The 15847-nt window shown below is 68.9% G+C and carries 13 protein-coding genes; 12 read left to right on the top strand and 1 reads right to left on the bottom strand.

Annotation, left to right across the window (positions count from 1 at the left end):
- Positions 1-65: 65 nt before the first annotated feature.
- The 8 genes from BAU07_RS12285 to BAU07_RS12250 are packed head-to-tail and all read left to right on the top strand — an operon-like array spanning position 66 to position 7833.
- Positions 66-1193, top strand: a complete 1128-nt coding sequence (locus BAU07_RS12285) for an NAD(P)/FAD-dependent oxidoreductase (RefSeq protein WP_066657981.1) — start codon at positions 66-68, stop codon at positions 1191-1193.
- Complete coding sequence (locus tag BAU07_RS12280) at positions 1174-1476, top strand: (2Fe-2S)-binding protein (protein ID WP_066657972.1); 303 nt, start codon at positions 1174-1176, stop codon at positions 1474-1476. Before BAU07_RS12285 ends, BAU07_RS12280 begins: the two co-directional genes overlap by 20 nt.
- On the top strand, positions 1473-2873 hold the full coding sequence (locus BAU07_RS12275; RefSeq protein ID WP_066657970.1) for an NAD(P)/FAD-dependent oxidoreductase: 1401 nt from the start codon (positions 1473-1475) through the stop codon (positions 2871-2873). Before BAU07_RS12280 ends, BAU07_RS12275 begins: the two co-directional genes overlap by 4 nt.
- Positions 2870-4006: an NAD(P)/FAD-dependent oxidoreductase gene (locus BAU07_RS12270; RefSeq protein WP_066657969.1), complete on the top strand. Its 1137-nt coding sequence runs from the start codon at positions 2870-2872 to the stop codon at positions 4004-4006. Before BAU07_RS12275 ends, BAU07_RS12270 begins: the two co-directional genes overlap by 4 nt.
- On the top strand, positions 4003-4944 hold the full coding sequence (locus tag BAU07_RS12265; RefSeq protein WP_066657968.1) for an ABC transporter permease: 942 nt from the start codon (positions 4003-4005) through the stop codon (positions 4942-4944). Before BAU07_RS12270 ends, BAU07_RS12265 begins: the two co-directional genes overlap by 4 nt.
- Positions 4941-5813 carry an ABC transporter permease gene (locus BAU07_RS12260; RefSeq protein WP_066657967.1) on the top strand — a complete coding sequence of 291 codons (873 nt, stop codon included), beginning with the start codon at positions 4941-4943 and terminating at the stop codon, positions 5811-5813. Before BAU07_RS12265 ends, BAU07_RS12260 begins: the two co-directional genes overlap by 4 nt.
- A 47-nt stretch (positions 5814-5860) precedes the next feature.
- Complete coding sequence (locus BAU07_RS12255; RefSeq protein ID WP_066665358.1) at positions 5861-6868, top strand: ABC transporter ATP-binding protein; 1008 nt, start codon at positions 5861-5863, stop codon at positions 6866-6868.
- Positions 6865-7833, top strand: coding sequence for an ABC transporter ATP-binding protein (locus BAU07_RS12250; protein ID WP_066657966.1), 969 nt, complete (start codon positions 6865-6867; stop codon positions 7831-7833). Before BAU07_RS12255 ends, BAU07_RS12250 begins: the two co-directional genes overlap by 4 nt.
- A 55-nt stretch (positions 7834-7888) precedes the next feature.
- On the opposite strand, the gene BAU07_RS12245 is transcribed toward BAU07_RS12250, so the two are convergent.
- Positions 7889-8536 (bottom strand): helix-turn-helix domain-containing protein, encoded by a 648-nt coding sequence (locus tag BAU07_RS12245; RefSeq protein ID WP_066657964.1) that lies wholly within the window; start codon positions 8534-8536, stop codon positions 7889-7891.
- Positions 8537-8640: 104 nt separating this feature from the next.
- On the opposite strand from BAU07_RS12245, the gene BAU07_RS12240 reads away from it, so the two are divergent.
- From BAU07_RS12240 to BAU07_RS12225, 4 genes are all read left to right on the top strand, one after another.
- On the top strand, positions 8641-10692 hold the full coding sequence (locus tag BAU07_RS12240) for a hydantoinase/oxoprolinase family protein (RefSeq protein ID WP_066657957.1): 2052 nt from the start codon (positions 8641-8643) through the stop codon (positions 10690-10692).
- On the top strand, positions 10689-12707 hold the full coding sequence (locus BAU07_RS12235) for a hydantoinase B/oxoprolinase family protein (RefSeq protein WP_232338294.1): 2019 nt from the start codon (positions 10689-10691) through the stop codon (positions 12705-12707). Before BAU07_RS12240 ends, BAU07_RS12235 begins: the two co-directional genes overlap by 4 nt.
- A 35-nt stretch (positions 12708-12742) precedes the next feature.
- Positions 12743-14110, top strand: coding sequence for an NAD(P)/FAD-dependent oxidoreductase (locus BAU07_RS12230; RefSeq protein WP_066665356.1), 1368 nt, complete (start codon positions 12743-12745; stop codon positions 14108-14110).
- 135 nt (positions 14111-14245) lie between these two features.
- The gene (locus tag BAU07_RS12225) at positions 14246-15238 is read left to right on the top strand and encodes a Bug family tripartite tricarboxylate transporter substrate binding protein (RefSeq protein WP_066657955.1); all 993 of its coding nucleotides are present in this window, start codon (positions 14246-14248) and stop codon (positions 15236-15238) included.
- The last annotated feature ends 609 nt before the right edge of the window (positions 15239-15847 follow it).

Genomic DNA, 15847 nt, shown 5'->3' with positions numbered 1-15847 from the left:
CCCGCCGACAGTGCGGTGGGCCGGCATGCCGCCCGCCCACGGCGCTGCCGCGCTGGAGCGCACCCATGAAGGCCGGCTATGACGTGGTGGTGGTCGGCGCCGGCATGGTGGGCGCGGCCATTGGAATGGGCCTGGCCGGCCTGGGACGGCGCGTCCTGTTGCTCGACGGCGCCGATACCGACCATCGCGCGGCCAAGGCGAATTTCGGCCTGGTATGGGTGCAAGGCAAGGGCTACGGCAACACCGACTACCAGCGGCTGTCGCATCAGGCCGCGCGCCTGTGGCCCGCCTTCGCGCGCGAGCTGGAGGCGGAAAGCGGGATCGCCCTGCACTACGAGAACCGCGGCGGACTGCATTTCTGCCTGGGCCAGGCGCAGTGGGATGAACGCGCGGCCCGCATGCGGCAATGGCAGTCGCGCACACCGGAGCTCCCATCCTGCGTCGAAATGCTGGACCGCGATACCTTGCAACGCCGCTATCCCATGTTGCGGCTGGGCGCCGCGGTGACCGGCGCCAGCTTTGGCGCGCTGGACGGCCATGTCAATCCCTTGCGGCTGCTGGCCGCGCTGCAGAAGACCTGCCTGTCGCGCGGCGGCACGCTGTTGAGCCGCCATCCGGTGGACGGCATCGACCCGCTCGCCGGCGGCGGTTTCCGTGTTCGTTCGGGCGCGACCGCCTTCGAGGCCGCCAATGTGGTGGTGGCCGCGGGGCTGGGTTCGCGGTTGCTGGGCGCGATGGTCGGGCTCGATGTGCCGCTGCGCCCCCAGCGCGGCCAGGTCATGGTGACCGAGCGCATGGCGCCGCTGCTTCCGGTGCCGGCCAGCGGCATCCGGCAGACCGGCGAAGGCACGGTCATGATCGGCCTGACGCAGGAAAACGTCGGCTACGACGTGCGCACCACCACCGAGGCCGCCGCGCGCATGTGTCGCGGCGCGCTGCGCGTGCTGCCCGACCTGGCCGGCGCACGATTGATCAGGCAGTGGTCCTGCCTGCGCGTCATGACTCCCGATGGCTGTCCCGTGTACGCGGGATCGGCCCTGTATTCCGGCGCGTGGACCGCGCTTTGCCATTCCGGCGTCACGCTGGCGTCCTTCCATGCCGGGCCCCTGGCCCGCGCCCTGGCCGACGGCGCACTCCCTTCCTCCCTGGATGCCTTTCACCATGAGCGCTTCGATGTTTCGCAAGCTGCATGATCCGGACGCCGGCGCGCAGGCGCTGACGGTCTTCATAGACGGCGTCGCTGTGCCGGCCGAGGCCGGCGAAACAGTGGCCGGCGTCCTGCTGCGGCAGGACACCGCCGCGACCCGTACGACTCCCGTCAACGAAAGCCCGCGCGCGCCCTATTGCATGATGGGCGTGTGCTTCGACTGCCTGGCCATTGTCGACGGGGTTGCCTCCACGCAGACCTGCCTGGCCGTGGTGCGCGACGGCATGCAGGTGCAGCGCCAGTTCGGCAAACGGAGCGTACTGCCATGATGCGGGAGTTCGATGCGGTCATCGTGGGCGCCGGCCCGGCCGGCATGAGCGCGGCCATCCGCCTGCGCGCCAGCGGCATGAGCGTACTGGTTGTGGACGAACAGGACAGCCCGGGCGGGCAGGTGTGGCGCGCGGTGGAGACCGTCGCCGCCACGCCGGCCGGCGCGCTGCTGGGCGACGAATACCGCGCCGGCGCACCGCTGGCGGCGGCCTTTCGGGGATGCGGCGCGGTGTACGAGCCCGATACGCAAGTCTGGCAAATCGAGCCCGGCTGGGATGTCTACATGAGCCGCGCCGGCCAGGCCGGCGTGGTTCGCGCGGGCCAGGTGCTGCTGGCCACGGGCGCGCAGGAACGTCCGGCGCCCTTTCCGGGCTGGACGCTACCGGGCGTATTGACGGTGGGCGCCGCGCAGATCCTGTTGAAGACTTCGCGCGAGGTGCCCGCCGCCCCGGTCTGGATCGCCGGCAGCGGTCCACTCGTGCTGCTGTACATGGCGCAGTTGCTGCGCGCGGGCGGGCGCATCGCCGGCTGGCTGGACACGTCGCCACGCGGCGGCTGGCGCCGTGCGCTGCCCTACCTGCGCCAGGCCGTGGCCAGCAGCGGCGAGCTGCGCAAGGGCCTGGGCTGGATGCGGGCCATACGGGCCGCCGGCGTGCCGCGCCTGCGCGGCGTCAAAGGCTTTCGCGCCCTGGGCGACGGCCGCCTGCGGCACATCGAATACACGCTCGCGGACGGGGCCGCACGGCGCGTCGAGGCCGACGTGCTCCTGGTGCACGAAGGCGTGGTGCCCTCCACCCATATGACGCGCGCGCTCGAATGCGCGCACGCCTGGAACGCGGCGCAGGCGTGCTGGGCGCCGCAGCTGGACGCCTGGGGCCAGACCAGCCAGCCCGGCCTGTATGTCGCCGGCGACGGCGCCGGCATCGGCGGCGTGCAGGCGGCCTGCGCGCGCGGCGAACTGGCCGCGGTGGGCATGGCGGTGCGCGCCGGCGCCATGGAGGCGGCCGGCGCGGCGGCGCAGGCCGCGCCGCTGCGCCGTGCGCTGGCGGCCAGCCTGCGGCTGCGGCCCATGCTGGACGCCCTCTATCCCCCGCGCGCCGATCTCCGTACGCCGGACGACGACACCATCGTATGCCGCTGCGAGGAGCTCACCGCCGGCGACATCCGCAAGGCGGCGGCGCTGGGCCAGCCCGGCCCCAACCAGATCAAATCCTTTACGCGTGCGGGCATGGGGCCGTGCCAGGGCCGCCAATGCGGCTATACCATCGCGCATATCCTGGCCGCCCAGCAACACAGGTCCGTGGCGGAAGTCGGCTTCTATCGCATCCGGCCGCCGCTCAAGCCCCTGACGCTGGGCGAATTGGCCAGCCTGGATATCGGGGGCGACAGCAAATGAATGCGCGCACCTACGACGCCGTCGTCATCGGCGGCGGCCTGCATGGCCTGTCGGCCGCGCTGCATCTGGCGCGGGCGGGCGCCCGCGTAGTGGTGGTGGAAAAACACTGGGTCGGCCGCCATGCGTCCGGCGCCACGGCGGCGGGCGTGCGCACGCTGAACCGGGACCGCGGCGAACTGGACCTGTCGCTGGAATCCATGGCGATGTGGCACGACATCGCGACATTGGTCGGCGACGACTGCGGCTTCCATGCCCATGGCCAGGTGTGCGTGGCCGAAACGCCGGCCGCGCTGGCAAGATTGCAGGCCCGCGTCGAGAGCCTGCGCGCCGACGGCTATGTGCACGAGGAACTGATCGGTCCGGAGGAACTGCGCCGAGTCCTGCCGGAACTGAGCCCGCACTGCGTCGGCGCCTCGATTGCACGGCGCGACGGTGCGGCCGACCCGCACCGCGCCCTGCGCGCCTTCCGGCGCAGCATCCTGGATGCCGGCGCGGAACTGGTGGAGCAATGCGGCGTCGTCGCCATCGAGCGCCGGGCGCAGGCATGGCAGGTCGTCGGCGAGGGCCGCAGCTGGACGGCGCGGGCGGTGGTCAACGCCGCCGGCGCCTGGGCGGCCCGCATCGCGGCGATGGTGGGCGACGACATCCCGCTGGCCACCAAATCGTCCATGATGATGGTCAGCGAGCGGCTGCGCCCCTTCATCAAGCCGGTGGTGTCCATCATGGGACGCTCGCTGTCCTTCAAGCAGTCCGACCAGGGCACTCTGGTCATCGGCGGCGGGCTGCAAGGCATTCCCGACCTGGACCGGGAGACCTCTACCGCACGCATGGGCGTGCTCGCCAAAGGCGCGCGCGCGGCCACCGATCTTTTCCCGGCCGTGCGCGATGTCCGCATCGTGCGGGTGTGGTCCGGACTGGAAGCCAAGACGGAGGACCTGTTGCCGGTGGTCGGGCCCTCGCCCAACGCGCCGGGCGTATTCCATGCCTTCGGCTTCTCCGGCCATGGATTCCAATTGGTGCCGGTGGTGGGCGCGGCCCTGGCCGATCTTGTCCTTCGCGGCGCCACCGCGCGGGCCATCCGGAACCTGGACGCCCGCCGCCTGATGTCCATTGCGCAGGAGTCCACGCCATGACGCGCTACGCCATCAAGCGCCTGCTGCTGGCCATCCCGACCTTGCTGGCCATGCTGACGGCCGTGTTCGTCCTCGTGCGCCTGGTGCCCGGCGACCCGGCCGCCGTCATGCTGGGGGACCAGGCCAGCGCACCGGCCCTGGCGGCGCTGCGGGCCCGGCTGGGCCTGGACCTGCCCGTGCACGTGCAGTACCTGCACTTCCTTGGCGACATGCTGACCGGCAACCTGGGCGTGTCGATGGCCAGCGGCCGCACGGTGCTGCAGGAAGTCGCGCTGGTGCTGCCCTGGACGCTGCAACTGACAGCCGCCTCCATCTGTATCGGCGTCCTGTTCGGGCTGCCGCTGGGCATGTGGGCGGCCCTGCGCCGCAACAGCTGGCCGGACTACCTGGGCCGCGTGTTGTCGCTGACGGGACTGTCCTTTCCCGCCTTCGTGTCCGCCATCCTGATGCTGCTGGTCTTCGCCATCGAGCTGCGCTGGTTTCCGGTGATCGGCAGCACCACGTCCGGGGACTGGACCGCCCAGCTGCGCGGCCTGGCCCTGCCGGCGTTCAACCTGGGCCTAATCATGACGGCCTACGTGATGCGGGTCACGCGCTCATCCATGCTGGGCGTGATGGGCGAGGACTATGTACGCACCGCCCGCGCCAAGGGCGTGCGGCCCTTGCGGCTGGTGGTGCGACATGGCCTGCGCAACGCCTTGATCCCGATCGTGACGGTGGTGGGCCTGTACTTCGGCACGCTGATCGGCAACTCGGTGCTGACCGAAATCGTCTTCAACCGTCCGGGCCTGGGCAAGCTGATCCTGGGCGCGCTGAACGCGCGCGACTACACCTTGCTGCAAGGCCTGATGGTGGTGTTCGCGGCGTGCGTGATCGTCGTCAATCTTCTCACCGACCTCGTCTACGGGCTGGTCGATCCCCGGGTGAAATACAAATGAGCGCCGTCATTGCCCCCGCCGCCGCCGCGCCCAACGCCTTGTGGCAGGCCCTGAGCCGGAACCGGCTGTCCTGGGTCGGCCTGGGCCTGCTGCTGTTCATCGCGCTGGTCGCCGTGCTGGCCCCGTGGATCGCGCCCCACGACCCGCTGCTGCAGAACATCGCGTATCGGCTGGATCCGCCATCGGCGCAGTTCTGGCTGGGCACGGACAGCTACGGCCGCGACGTGCTGTCGCGCCTGATCTACGGCGCCCGCGTCTCGCTGCTGGTCGGCTTCGTAGCCATCCTGATCGCCATGTGCATCGGCGCCTCGCTGGGCATCCTGGCCGGCTATGTGGGCGGGATGGTGGACCAGTTCATCATGGGACTGGTCGACGTGCTGCTGTCCTTTCCCACGCTGCTGCTGGGCCTGATGGTCGCGGCCATGCTGGGCGCCAGCCTGGAGAACCTGATCATCGCCATCGCCATCACCGAGATCGCGCCCTTCGTCCGGGTGGCGCGCGCGCCCACCATCGCCCTGAAGCAGCGCGACTTCGTGGAGGCCGGGCGGGCGCTGGGCTATGGGCCGCTGCGGCTGATGGGGGTGCACATCCTGCCCAACATGATCTCCGACGTGGTGGTGCTGGGCTCCCTCTGGATGGCCTCGGCCATCCGTACCGAGGCCTCGCTGAGCTTCATCGGCCTGGGCGTGCCGCCGCCGGCGGCGACCTGGGGCGGGATGATACGCGAAGGCTTCGAGAATATCCTCGATGCGTGGTGGCTCACGGTGTTTCCCAGCATCGCCATCCTGCTGACCGTCCTGGCGTTGAACCTGCTGGGCGACGCCCTGCGCGATGCCATAGATCCCAAGCTGAGATCGGAGCGCGGATGAACCTGCTCGAACCTGCCAAGGAAACGGCCGTGAACACGCACGCGCCGATGGACGCCCGCCTGCGCCCGGAGGCCCCCGTGCTGGAACTGCGCGGGCTGCGTACCGAATTCCGCATCGGCGGCGCCTGGCACGCCGCCGTGCGCGACGTATCGCTTTCGGTCTCGCGCAACGAAACGCTGGCCGTCGTCGGCGAGTCAGGCAGCGGCAAGAGCGTCATGGCGCTTTCCGTGCTGCGCCTGCTGCCGCAGGCCGGCGCGCGCCATGGCGGCGGGCAGGTCCTGCTGGAAGGCGTCGACCTGGCCACGCTGCCGGAAAAGCACATGGCCCGATTGCGCGGCGATGCCATCGCGATGATCTTCCAGGAGCCCATGACCTCGCTCAACCCCACCATGACGGTGGGCGACCAGATCGCCGAAGCCATACGGCAGCATCGCGGGCTGCCGTGGCGCGAGGCGCGCAAGCTGGCCCTGGAGGCGCTTGAAGAGGTCCGGATTCCCGCCGCGGCGAGCCGCTATGGCGATTACCCGCACCAGTTCTCCGGCGGCATGCGCCAGCGCGTCATGATCGCCATGGCCCTGGCCTGCAAGCCCAAGGTCCTGCTGGCCGACGAACCCACCACGGCGCTGGACGTCACCATCCAGGCGCAGATACTGACGCTGCTCGCGGACCTGAAGACGGCGCGCGGCATGAGCGTGGTCTTCATCACGCACAACCTGGGCGTGGTGGCGCAGATCGCCGACCGTGTCGCGGTGATGTACGCGGGGCAGATCATCGAGACCGCCGATGTGCAGACCCTGTTCGCGCGGCCCACCCATCCCTATACGCAGGCCCTGCTGCGCGCCATGCCGCGCGTGGATACCGATACCGCCGTGCTGGAGCCCATCGCGGGCAGCGTCCCGCCCATCACGGCCGTACACACCGGCTGCGCCTACGTGTCGCGGTGCCCCTTGCGCCAGGCGCGCTGCGAAACGCAAGCGCCGGCATTGAAGCCCATCGGCGCGGGCCACCAGGTTCGATGCCTGGTGCGCACGGAACCCAGCGAGGAACAGGCATGAGCGCGCTTCTGCAAGTACGCAATCTGGTCAAGCGATTCGAAAGCGGCGGCGGCTGGCTGGGCGGCCGCAAACAGATCGTGCGGGCCGTCAACGACGTGTCGTTCGACGTCGCGCCCGGCCAGTCCCTGGGGCTGGTGGGGGAATCCGGCTGTGGCAAATCCACCGTGGCGCGCCTGCTGCTGCGCCTGATCGATCCGGACGAAGGCAGCATCCGCTTCGACGGGCAGGACCTGCATGCCGCCGGCGCGGCGCAAATGCGGGCGCTGCGCCAACGGATCCAGATCGTATTCCAGGACCCGTACGCGTCGCTGAACCCGCGCCGCACCGTGCGCCAGACGCTGGCCGAGCCGCTGCGCGTGCACGGCCTGGGCGACGCCGCGCGCATCGACGCCAAGGTGGCCGGCACGCTGCAGGAAGTCGGCCTGCCGCTGTCCGCCCTGGACCGCTATCCGCACGAGTTCTCCGGCGGACAGCGCCAGCGCATCGGCATCGCCCGCGCGCTGGTCCTGGACCCCGAACTGATCGTCGCCGACGAACCGGTGTCCGCGCTGGATGTCTCGGTACAGGCGCAGATCCTGCAACTGCTGGACCGGCTCAAGCGCGAACGGGGCCTGTCCTTCGTGTTCGTTTCGCACGATCTGGGAGTGGTCCGCCACTTCTGCGACACGGTCTGCGTGATGTACCTGGGCCGCATCATCGAACACGGCCCTACCCGCCAGGTACTGGATGCGCCGTGCCATCCGTATTCCCGGGTGCTGCGCGACTCCTCGCCGGTGCCGGACCCGCGTGCCCGTATTGCCCTGGCCAGGATCACCGGCGAGATTCCCTCGGCGACCAAGCTGCCCGTGGGCTGCACCTTCCATCCCCGCTGTCCGTCGGCCCAGGCGGATTGTTCCGCGCGCGTTCCGCCGCTCGAAGCGGGCGGCGCCAATGGGCGATCCGTGGCGTGCTTTCATCCCTATTGATATGGAGCCACGACGAGGCGCGGCGTGAGCAAGGCGGTGCGACGGGGCCCGCTCCCTACACTTCGCCCAGGCGCATCAGGCGACGTATCTGGTCCCGCTCCGCGCGCAGCAAGGGCAGCAGTTCGCCCTCCAGCCGCGCCGTCCCGTAGTCGTCGTCGTTCACCGATAGCCCGAGCGACAGGCTGCGTACCGGGCCCGTGAACAAGGGAATCCCCACAGTCGTGACCTTGCGGTCCGGATACCGGGCGATGGACCATTGGTCCTCGGGCAGGTCGAGCGCCGAATACAAGGCGCTTTCCCGCGGCAACGAGCTGCCGACACGCAGGTTGACGACCAGGATCTTGCGCCGTTCGGATTCGGCGCTGGCCCGGGCGATGATGATCACCTCTTCCCTGCCGCGTTCGCCGATATTCACCGTGCCCGCGCATTTGTCCGCGAGCGTTTGCAGCGACGCCTGGATGAATTCGTTCACGCCCGTATTCGCGAGCGCGGCGAAGCCGATCTCCAGCAACTGGGGAGTCAGGGACCAGAGCGTCCCTTCCTTGCGCACATAGCCTTCGCTTTCCAGCGTGGTCAGGAAGCGCAGCACGGTGGAGTGCGAGAGTCCCACGGACTTCGCCAGGCCGGTTAGGGATTGCCCGGGGCCCCCACGAAAACCCCGCAGGACCGCTAGACACCGCTGTACCGACCTATTATCATTCATTTGACCACCACGTGAACTATTTGTTCATCTAGTGAACATTGTAGCCGGCTTCAACGTGGTGCGCAAGCAGATCGCCAACACCGCAGGACAGCATCGGGGGCACCATGGCGTACAGGGTCGGGGTCGACATCGGCGGCTCATTCACGGATTTCGCGGTCTTCGACGACGACACCGGCGACATCAAAAGCCTGAAGGTTTTCTCGCGCCCGGATGCGCCCGGCGAGGAAGTCATCGCCGGCGTCCGCATGCTGGCTGAACGCTACGGCATCCGGCCGGAACAGATCAGCTATTTCACCCACGGCACGACGGTGGGCATCAACACCGTCATCCAGCGCAAGGGCCTGAAGCTGGCCCTCTTCGCCACCGAGAACTTCTGCGACGTGCTGGAACTCGCGCGCCTGAAGACCCCGGACATGTATCACCTGCTTTCGCGCCGTCCGGAGCCGCTCGTCAAGCGCAGCATGGTGTTCGGCATTGCGGAGCGCATGGCGCCGGATGGCACGGTGCGCAAGCCCCTGGACGAGGCCAGCGTCCAGCGTGCCGTCGAGCAGGCGCGCGCGGCCGGCGCCGAAGGCATCGTCATCTCGCTGCTGCACGCCTACCGCAATCCTGCCCATGAATTGCGCGCAAAGGAAATCATCGAGACGCTGGCGCCCGGCATGCCCGTCTCCTGCTCCAGCGAAACCTGGCCCATCATCCGCGAATACGAACGCACCATCACCGCGGTCATCGGCGGTTATGTGCAACCCCGCGTCGAACACTACCTGGGTTCACTGCAAAAGGCGCTGAAGGACGCCGGGGTGCGGCCCGAGCCGCGGCTGACCAAGTCCAACGGCGGCGTCATGACCGCCGAACAGGGCAAGCGCGACTGCGTGCAGATGATCCTGTCCGGCACCGCGGCGGGGGTCATCGGCGCCAGCCACGTCGCCGCCACCGCCGGCATTCCGCGCTGCCTCAGCCTGGACATAGGCGGCACCAGCGCCGACATCGCCGTCATCATCGACGGCAAGCCGCAATACGGCGTGGGCGAACTGATCGGCGACTTCCAGATCTACATCCCTTCCGTGTCGGTGTCGTCGGTCGGCGAAGGGGGCGGCTCCATCGCCTGGGTGGACCCGCTGGGCGTACTCAAGGTCGGACCGGAAAGCGCGGGCTCGCGGCCCGGGCCGGCCTGCTACAGCCGTGGCGGGACGCGCGCCACGATCACCGACGCCTTCGTCTGCTGCGGCCTGGTGGGCCACTCCGACCTGGGATACCAGGCCGTGGCAGTGGACGCCGCCGCATCGCGCAAGGTGGTCGGTGAACTGGCCCGGCAATTGGGCCGCGGCATCGAAGAGACCGCCGAGGCCATCATCCAGATCGCCGTATCCGGCATGTACACGGAAGTCAGCGGCCTGGTATCGCGCTACGGCATCGACCCGCGCGAATACGCCGTGCTGGCCTTCGGCGGCGCGGGCCCCATGCTGGGCTGCTTCCTGGCGCGCGAGCTCAAGGTGAAGGAAATCGTCGTTCCGCCCTCGCCCGGCACACTCAGCGCGCTGGGCGGCCTCATCGCCGACTTGAAGAGCGATTTCCTCAAGACCGTGTACACCGACCTGGCGCCCGCCAACCTGCAGACGGTACGCGACGAGTTCGCCGCGTTGCGGAAGCGTGCGGAACAGTGGCTGACGCACGAGCAGGGCCATATCGACGGAGCGGAATTCGTGTATTCGGCGGAAATGCGCTATCGCGGCCAGTCCTATGAAATCGATACCGTACTGGATCCCGCCCACGTAGACGCGGGCGACGTCCGGGCGGTCGGCCTGGCGTTCCACGACATGCATCGCCGCCTGTACGGCCATGCCGACGAACGCGCGCCGGTGCAGATCGTCAGCCTGCGCGTGGTGATCTCGGGCAACAACGACAAACCCCGCTTTCCGCGCCACGAGCCGCGTTCCGGCACGCCCGCACCCGAACGCGCGGTGCGCGTCTGGCTGGACGGCGGCCTGCGCGACGTGAACCTGTACAGCCGCGCCGCCCTGCGCGCGGGCCACCGGTTCAGCGGGCCGGCCATCGTCAGCCAGGACGACTGCACCACCGTGATCCCCGGCGACTACATCTGCCATGTCGACGAATACGCCAACCTGCGCATCACTTCCGAAGGAGCCGCGTCGTGACCTCTGCCGTGGACCATTTCCGCCTGCAGGTGCTCGCCAACCACTGCACCGCCGCCGCCGAGGCCATGGGCTACACGCTGATGCGCACGGCCTACTCCACCTTCGTCAAGGAAACGGAGGACTTCTCCGCCCAGCTGATGACGCCGGCCGGCAAGACCTTCGCCTCGCCCAAGACCTTCGGCGCGACCTGGTACACCGGCCTGGACTATGGCCGCGTCATCGCCATGTTCGACGATTACCGCGAAGGCGATATCTACCTGACCAACGATCCCTATAGCGGCTTCGTCGCCACGCATACGCCCGACATGCATGTGTGGAAGCCGGTCTTCCGCGACGGCACGCTGGTGTGCTTCGTCGGCAGCCACATCCACAATACCGACATGGGCGGAGCCGTGCCGGCATCGCTGTCGCGCACGCTCACGGAGGTGCACCAGGAGGGGCTGCGCATCCCGCCCATGCTGCTGATGCGCGACGGCGTGATCGACGAGAAGCTATTGCGCATCATGCAGGTCAACGTGCGCATGCCGGAGCAGAACCAGGGCGACCTGAACGCGCAGATCGCCTCGCTGAATGTCGGCGAGCGCAAGGTGCACGAGATCATCGACCGTTTCGGCGTGGAAGAATTCATGCAGGGCGCCGAGGCCATTCTCGACTACGCCGAACAGCAGACGCGTGCCCTGATCCGCGAGATCCCCGACGGCGAGTACGAGTTCTCGGAGTACGCCGACGAGGATACGGTGGGCGGCTATCCCTGCCGCATCCACATCACGCTGCGCGTGCAGGGCGACGAGCTGGAATTGGACTTCACCGGCAGCGATCCGCAGGTCGCCTCGTCGCTGAATGTGCCCACCGGCGGCGACGGGCACCATTCGGTCATCACGGTCGGCCTGATCTATGTCATGCACACGCTGGCGCCGCGCAATGTGCTGAACACCGGCTCGGTGCGGCCCATGCGCGCCATGCTGCCGGAAGGCTCGGTCGTCAATCCGCACGCGCCTGCCGCCGTCGGCATGCGCAGCCTGATGGCCGCCGTGATCCAGGCGTGCACCTTCGGCGTTTTCAGCCGCGCCCTGCCTGACCGCCTGCCCGCATGCCCGGCGGGCGGATCGACTTTGTTGAACGTCAAGACGGCCACCCGCGAAGGCCGGCAAGTGTTGTCGTCGATCGGACCGTGCGGCGGCGGCGCGGGCGGTGGACCCGACTTCGACGGTGTCGAGGGCTGCGGAGCCAACAACGCCTTCCTGAAGAACACGCCCGTGGAAATCAATGAAGCCGAAGTGCCCATCGAGGTGATCCGCTACGGCCTGGTTCCCGATACCGGCGGCGCGGGCCGGCTGCGCGGCGGAAATGCCGCGACCATGGAGTTCAAGGTGCTCGCGCCCAACGGGGTGGTCACCGCCCGCAACCGCAACCGCTCCGAACTGGCGGCCTGGGGCGTGGTAGGCGGCAAGGCGGGCGCCAACTCGCGCTTTACCAGGAACCCGGATTCCGCCGCGCCGGAGGAACTGCGCAACAGCGATTTGGTGAACTGCGCGCCGGGCGACGTCATCCGGCTGCAGGGTCCGGCGGGCGGCGGTTACGGCCACCCTTATGACCGTCCGGTGGAAAAGGTCGTGGAGGACGTCCGCTGCGGCTTCGTATCGCCGGGGCGCGCCCGGGACGCCTACGGCGTGGTCGTGCGCGAGGACCTGACCGTGGACGAGGCCGCGACCCGCGAACGGCGCGTCGCGGACCGCGGGCCGCTGGCGCATTTCGATTACGGCCCGGGACGGTCGCGCTTCGAAGCCGTCTGGACCCCGGCGCGCTATGACGCCATGACGCGCATCATGGCCGCCATCCCGGTCAGTTGGCGCCATTTCGTCAAGCACCAGATGTTCGCCGCGCTGGCGGGGACGCCGCCTCCCACGGACGGCGGGGCGCAGGATATCGAGCGCATCTACGTCCAGTTGAGCGAGCGCTATGGAGATCTTCCGCCCCTGAAGGATATCGCCGGGCACGCGCCGGCGCACGCCTGAGGCGCCACCGATCCATGCCCATCCAAAAGCACGCCATGCGTTCCGCCGCCGACATCTTCACGCATGATTTCCGCAAGCGCCCCTACTGGTGGGAAGCCTACGAGCCGCCTGAAAGCGGCGACGATGGGCTGCCGCCGAGCGCCGACGTCGTCATCGTCGGCGGCGGCTATACCGGCGTCTGCTGCGCCCTGACCCTGCGCGAGGCGGGTATCGACGCCGTCGTGCTGGAGGCCGGCCGCCCCGGCCAGGGTGCCAGCACCCGGTCCGGCGGACAGGTGTCCGGTGGCGTCAATGTGCAGAAGAAGGCGCTCGCCGCCGTGGGCGAAAGCGCCGGCCAGCGCGCCGAACGCCTGGCCGCGCGGCTGCGCGACGCGGCTTCGTCCATGGACTACGTCGTTTCCCTGATCGAGCGCCACGCCATCCAGTGCGGGTGGCATCCGACCGGCCGGCTGACCACCATGTGGCTGCCCCAGCACTACGAAAGCTGGAAGACGCGCCTGGACCAGTTGAACGCCTGCACCGGGTCGCACGCCCGCATGATCCCGCGCGAAGCCCTGGGCAGCGAGGTCGGTTCGACGGTCTATTACGGCGCGGCCCTGATCGAGCGAGCCGGCCATTTGCATCCGGCGCAACTCTACGGCGGCATGCTGGCGGCGGCGCGCCGCGCTGGCGCACGCGTGTATGGCGATACGCCCGTTGAACGCATCGAGCGCCGGCCGGGCGGCTACAGCGTCCGGACCCCGCGCGGCCAGATCCACGCCGCGCAGGTCGTGATCGCGACGAACGGCTACACCGGCGCGGCCATGGGCGACCTGCACACCAGGGTGGTGCCCATCGCAACCTACATGATCGCCACCGAGGAGTTGTCCCACGATCTGGCGGCCAGCATCCTGCCGACGAATCGCGCCGTGTCCGAATCCCGGCGGGTGGTCAATCACTACCGGCTTTCCCCCGACGGCCGCCGCCTGCTGTTCGGCGGACGCGCCCGCTTCACCCCGGCCAGCGAGGAAACCACCGCCCGGCTGCTGTACCGCGCCATGGTCAAGCGCTTTCCGCAACTGGCCGGAACGCGCATCACGCACAGCTGGGGCGGCAATGTCGCGATGACGCTGGACGCCATGCCCCACATCGGCGGCGCCGATGGGCTGCACTACGCCCTGGGCTGCAACGGCAGCGGCGTCGCGATGATGAGCTACCTGGGGCACAGCGTGGGACGCAAGATCGCCACGCGCTCGGCCGGCCCGATCAACGCTTTCGATATGGGCGAAATACCCGGCCATCCTTTTTATTTCGGCAATCCATGGTTCCTGTTCGCCATCGGTAGCTGGTACCAGGCGCAGGATGCCTACGATCATTGGAGGGCTCGCGGCAACGCGGGCAAGAGGCAGGCAGTCCAGACATAAGCTGTCCCTTCGTCCCGGCGCGACCCGCGCGGCCGCGCCGGCATCGCTTGCCTTGCACCGTTCGACGCGCCCGGCCGCGCCACGCCGTCGATGCGATAAGGGATCGGACGGGGTCCAACGACATTGGAGTGATGCATGAACAATCAGCGTCGCAATGCCCTGAAAGTCCTCTCCAGCCTGTGTGGCGCCGCCGCCCTGTCGCGGTACGCGCGGGCGCAGCCTGGCTCGTATCCCGCCGGGCCGGTTACCGTCATCGTGCCGTATGGATCAGGCGGCAGCACGGACGTCATCGCGCGCCTGCTCGTCAACGATGTCAGCGCCCGGCTGGGCGGCAAATTCATCGTGGAGAACAAACCCGGCGCGGCCGGCAATATCGGCACGCGGCAGGTCGCCATCTCGCGGCCGGACGGCGCCACGCTGCTCTATTCCACCGCGACGCCTTTCTGCATCAACCCCTACGTCTACCGCACCCTGCCCTTCGACCCGGACAACGATTTCGCCGCCGTATCGCGCACGGCCAAGCTGCCGCTGGTGCTGGTCGTCAACGCCGGGCTGGGCATCAAGACCGCCGGCGCATTCGTGGACTACCTGCGCAAGAACCCGCAGAACTGCAGCTTCAGTTCCTATGGCATCGGCACATCCAGCCATATCGCCGGCACCATCTTCACCAGGAAGATAGGCGCGCCCGGCGTGCTGCACGTCCCCTACAAGGACATGACGGCCATGTCGGACCTGGCGGCCGGACGCAACACCTTCCACATCGATGCCTGGTCCGTGGTGGACCCGCTCGTCAAGGCCGGCAAGCTCGTCCCCCTGGCCGTGTCCAGCAGCGAACCCCTACCCTGGGCGCCCGGGCTCCCCACCATCGCCAGCGTGGTCCACAGCGACTACGACGTGGTGACCTGGCACGCGGTGTTCGCGCCCCGCAAGACCCCCACCGACGTCGTGGACCTTCTGAACAGGGAATTCCAGAAGACCCTGGACAAGCCGGCGATCCAGCAGGTGTACGTCGACCAGGGTTTCCTGACCTATCCTCCGGCATCGCCCGGCGAGATCGACGCATTCGTCAAGGCGGACAAGAAGCGTTGGCAGGGCTATGTCGAGGCGGCGGGAATAACGCCGATGTAGCGCGGCCCCGCACGGGGGCGTCGGGCTGCTGGAAGATTTCGCATGGCCGCAACCCGCACCCCGCGGGCCGCGGCCCGCGGAGGCCGTGAGTTTGCTTACGCGGTTCCGCCTGCGAAGGCGATGGCGGTGGTTTCATGTGGCCGCCCCCGCGCGCAGATCTTCGCATGAGCAGCACCCCCTGCATGTCGAAGCATGTATGCCGAAGTGCGGCCCCCGCGGGCCGCACTTCGGCGGGCGCACTCAACTCTTCCTCCCCCCAGGCTGCGCAGCGTAGCGGCAAGAACCCAGACGGCGGCAGCGGCGGTGGATGGAAGATGCAGCAGTCCGGTGGGGTGGTCGCCTGCCGGGGCCGGCACGTAGAGGGCGAACGAGCGGATGCCGAAGGAAGCCGAGCCGGCAACCCATCAAATAGAAAGCCAGCAGCGAACGGCCGGCGGACGAGGCGAGCGAAGTGGTCTGCGGCGCCCGTGCGCCGCAGCGCCCGACCGTGACGGCCCCGGCAGGCGACCACGCCGCCGGACGGCCCAGTAACACCAATGCATGCACTCCGGAACGGCCCAGACAACCGATCAACGCCTTCTCGACAAACGCAGCCCCGCCCTTGTTAAG

The sequence above is a fragment of the Bordetella flabilis genome (assembly GCF_001676725.1).
Classification (GTDB): domain Bacteria; phylum Pseudomonadota; class Gammaproteobacteria; order Burkholderiales; family Burkholderiaceae_B; genus Bordetella_C; species Bordetella_C flabilis.
Note: the sequence above shows the minus strand (reverse complement) of the source record. Positions and strands in the feature narration are given on the sequence as shown.

Excerpts from the sequence above, each read along its gene's own strand:
- BAU07_RS12255 (WP_066665358.1), top strand. The coding sequence starts at position 5,861 with ATGGACGCCCGCCTGCGCCCGGAGGCCCCCGTGCTGGAACTGCGCGGG.
- BAU07_RS12280 (WP_066657972.1), top strand. The coding sequence starts at position 1,174 with ATGTTTCGCAAGCTGCATGATCCGGACGCCGGCGCGCAGGCGCTGACG.
- BAU07_RS12230 (WP_066665356.1), top strand. The coding sequence starts at position 12,743 with ATGCGTTCCGCCGCCGACATCTTCACGCATGATTTCCGCAAGCGCCCC.
- BAU07_RS12245 (WP_066657964.1), bottom strand. The coding sequence starts at position 8,536 with ATGAATGATAATAGGTCGGTACAGCGGTGTCTAGCGGTCCTGCGGGGT.
- BAU07_RS12265 (WP_066657968.1), top strand. The coding sequence starts at position 4,003 with ATGACGCGCTACGCCATCAAGCGCCTGCTGCTGGCCATCCCGACCTTG.
- BAU07_RS12275 (WP_066657970.1), top strand. The coding sequence starts at position 1,473 with ATGATGCGGGAGTTCGATGCGGTCATCGTGGGCGCCGGCCCGGCCGGC.
- BAU07_RS12260 (WP_066657967.1), top strand. The coding sequence starts at position 4,941 with ATGAGCGCCGTCATTGCCCCCGCCGCCGCCGCGCCCAACGCCTTGTGG.
- BAU07_RS12225 (WP_066657955.1), top strand. The coding sequence starts at position 14,246 with ATGAACAATCAGCGTCGCAATGCCCTGAAAGTCCTCTCCAGCCTGTGT.
- BAU07_RS12285 (WP_066657981.1), top strand. The coding sequence starts at position 66 with ATGAAGGCCGGCTATGACGTGGTGGTGGTCGGCGCCGGCATGGTGGGC.
- BAU07_RS12250 (WP_066657966.1), top strand. The coding sequence starts at position 6,865 with ATGAGCGCGCTTCTGCAAGTACGCAATCTGGTCAAGCGATTCGAAAGC.
- BAU07_RS12270 (WP_066657969.1), top strand. The coding sequence starts at position 2,870 with ATGAATGCGCGCACCTACGACGCCGTCGTCATCGGCGGCGGCCTGCAT.
- BAU07_RS12240 (WP_066657957.1), top strand. The coding sequence starts at position 8,641 with ATGGCGTACAGGGTCGGGGTCGACATCGGCGGCTCATTCACGGATTTC.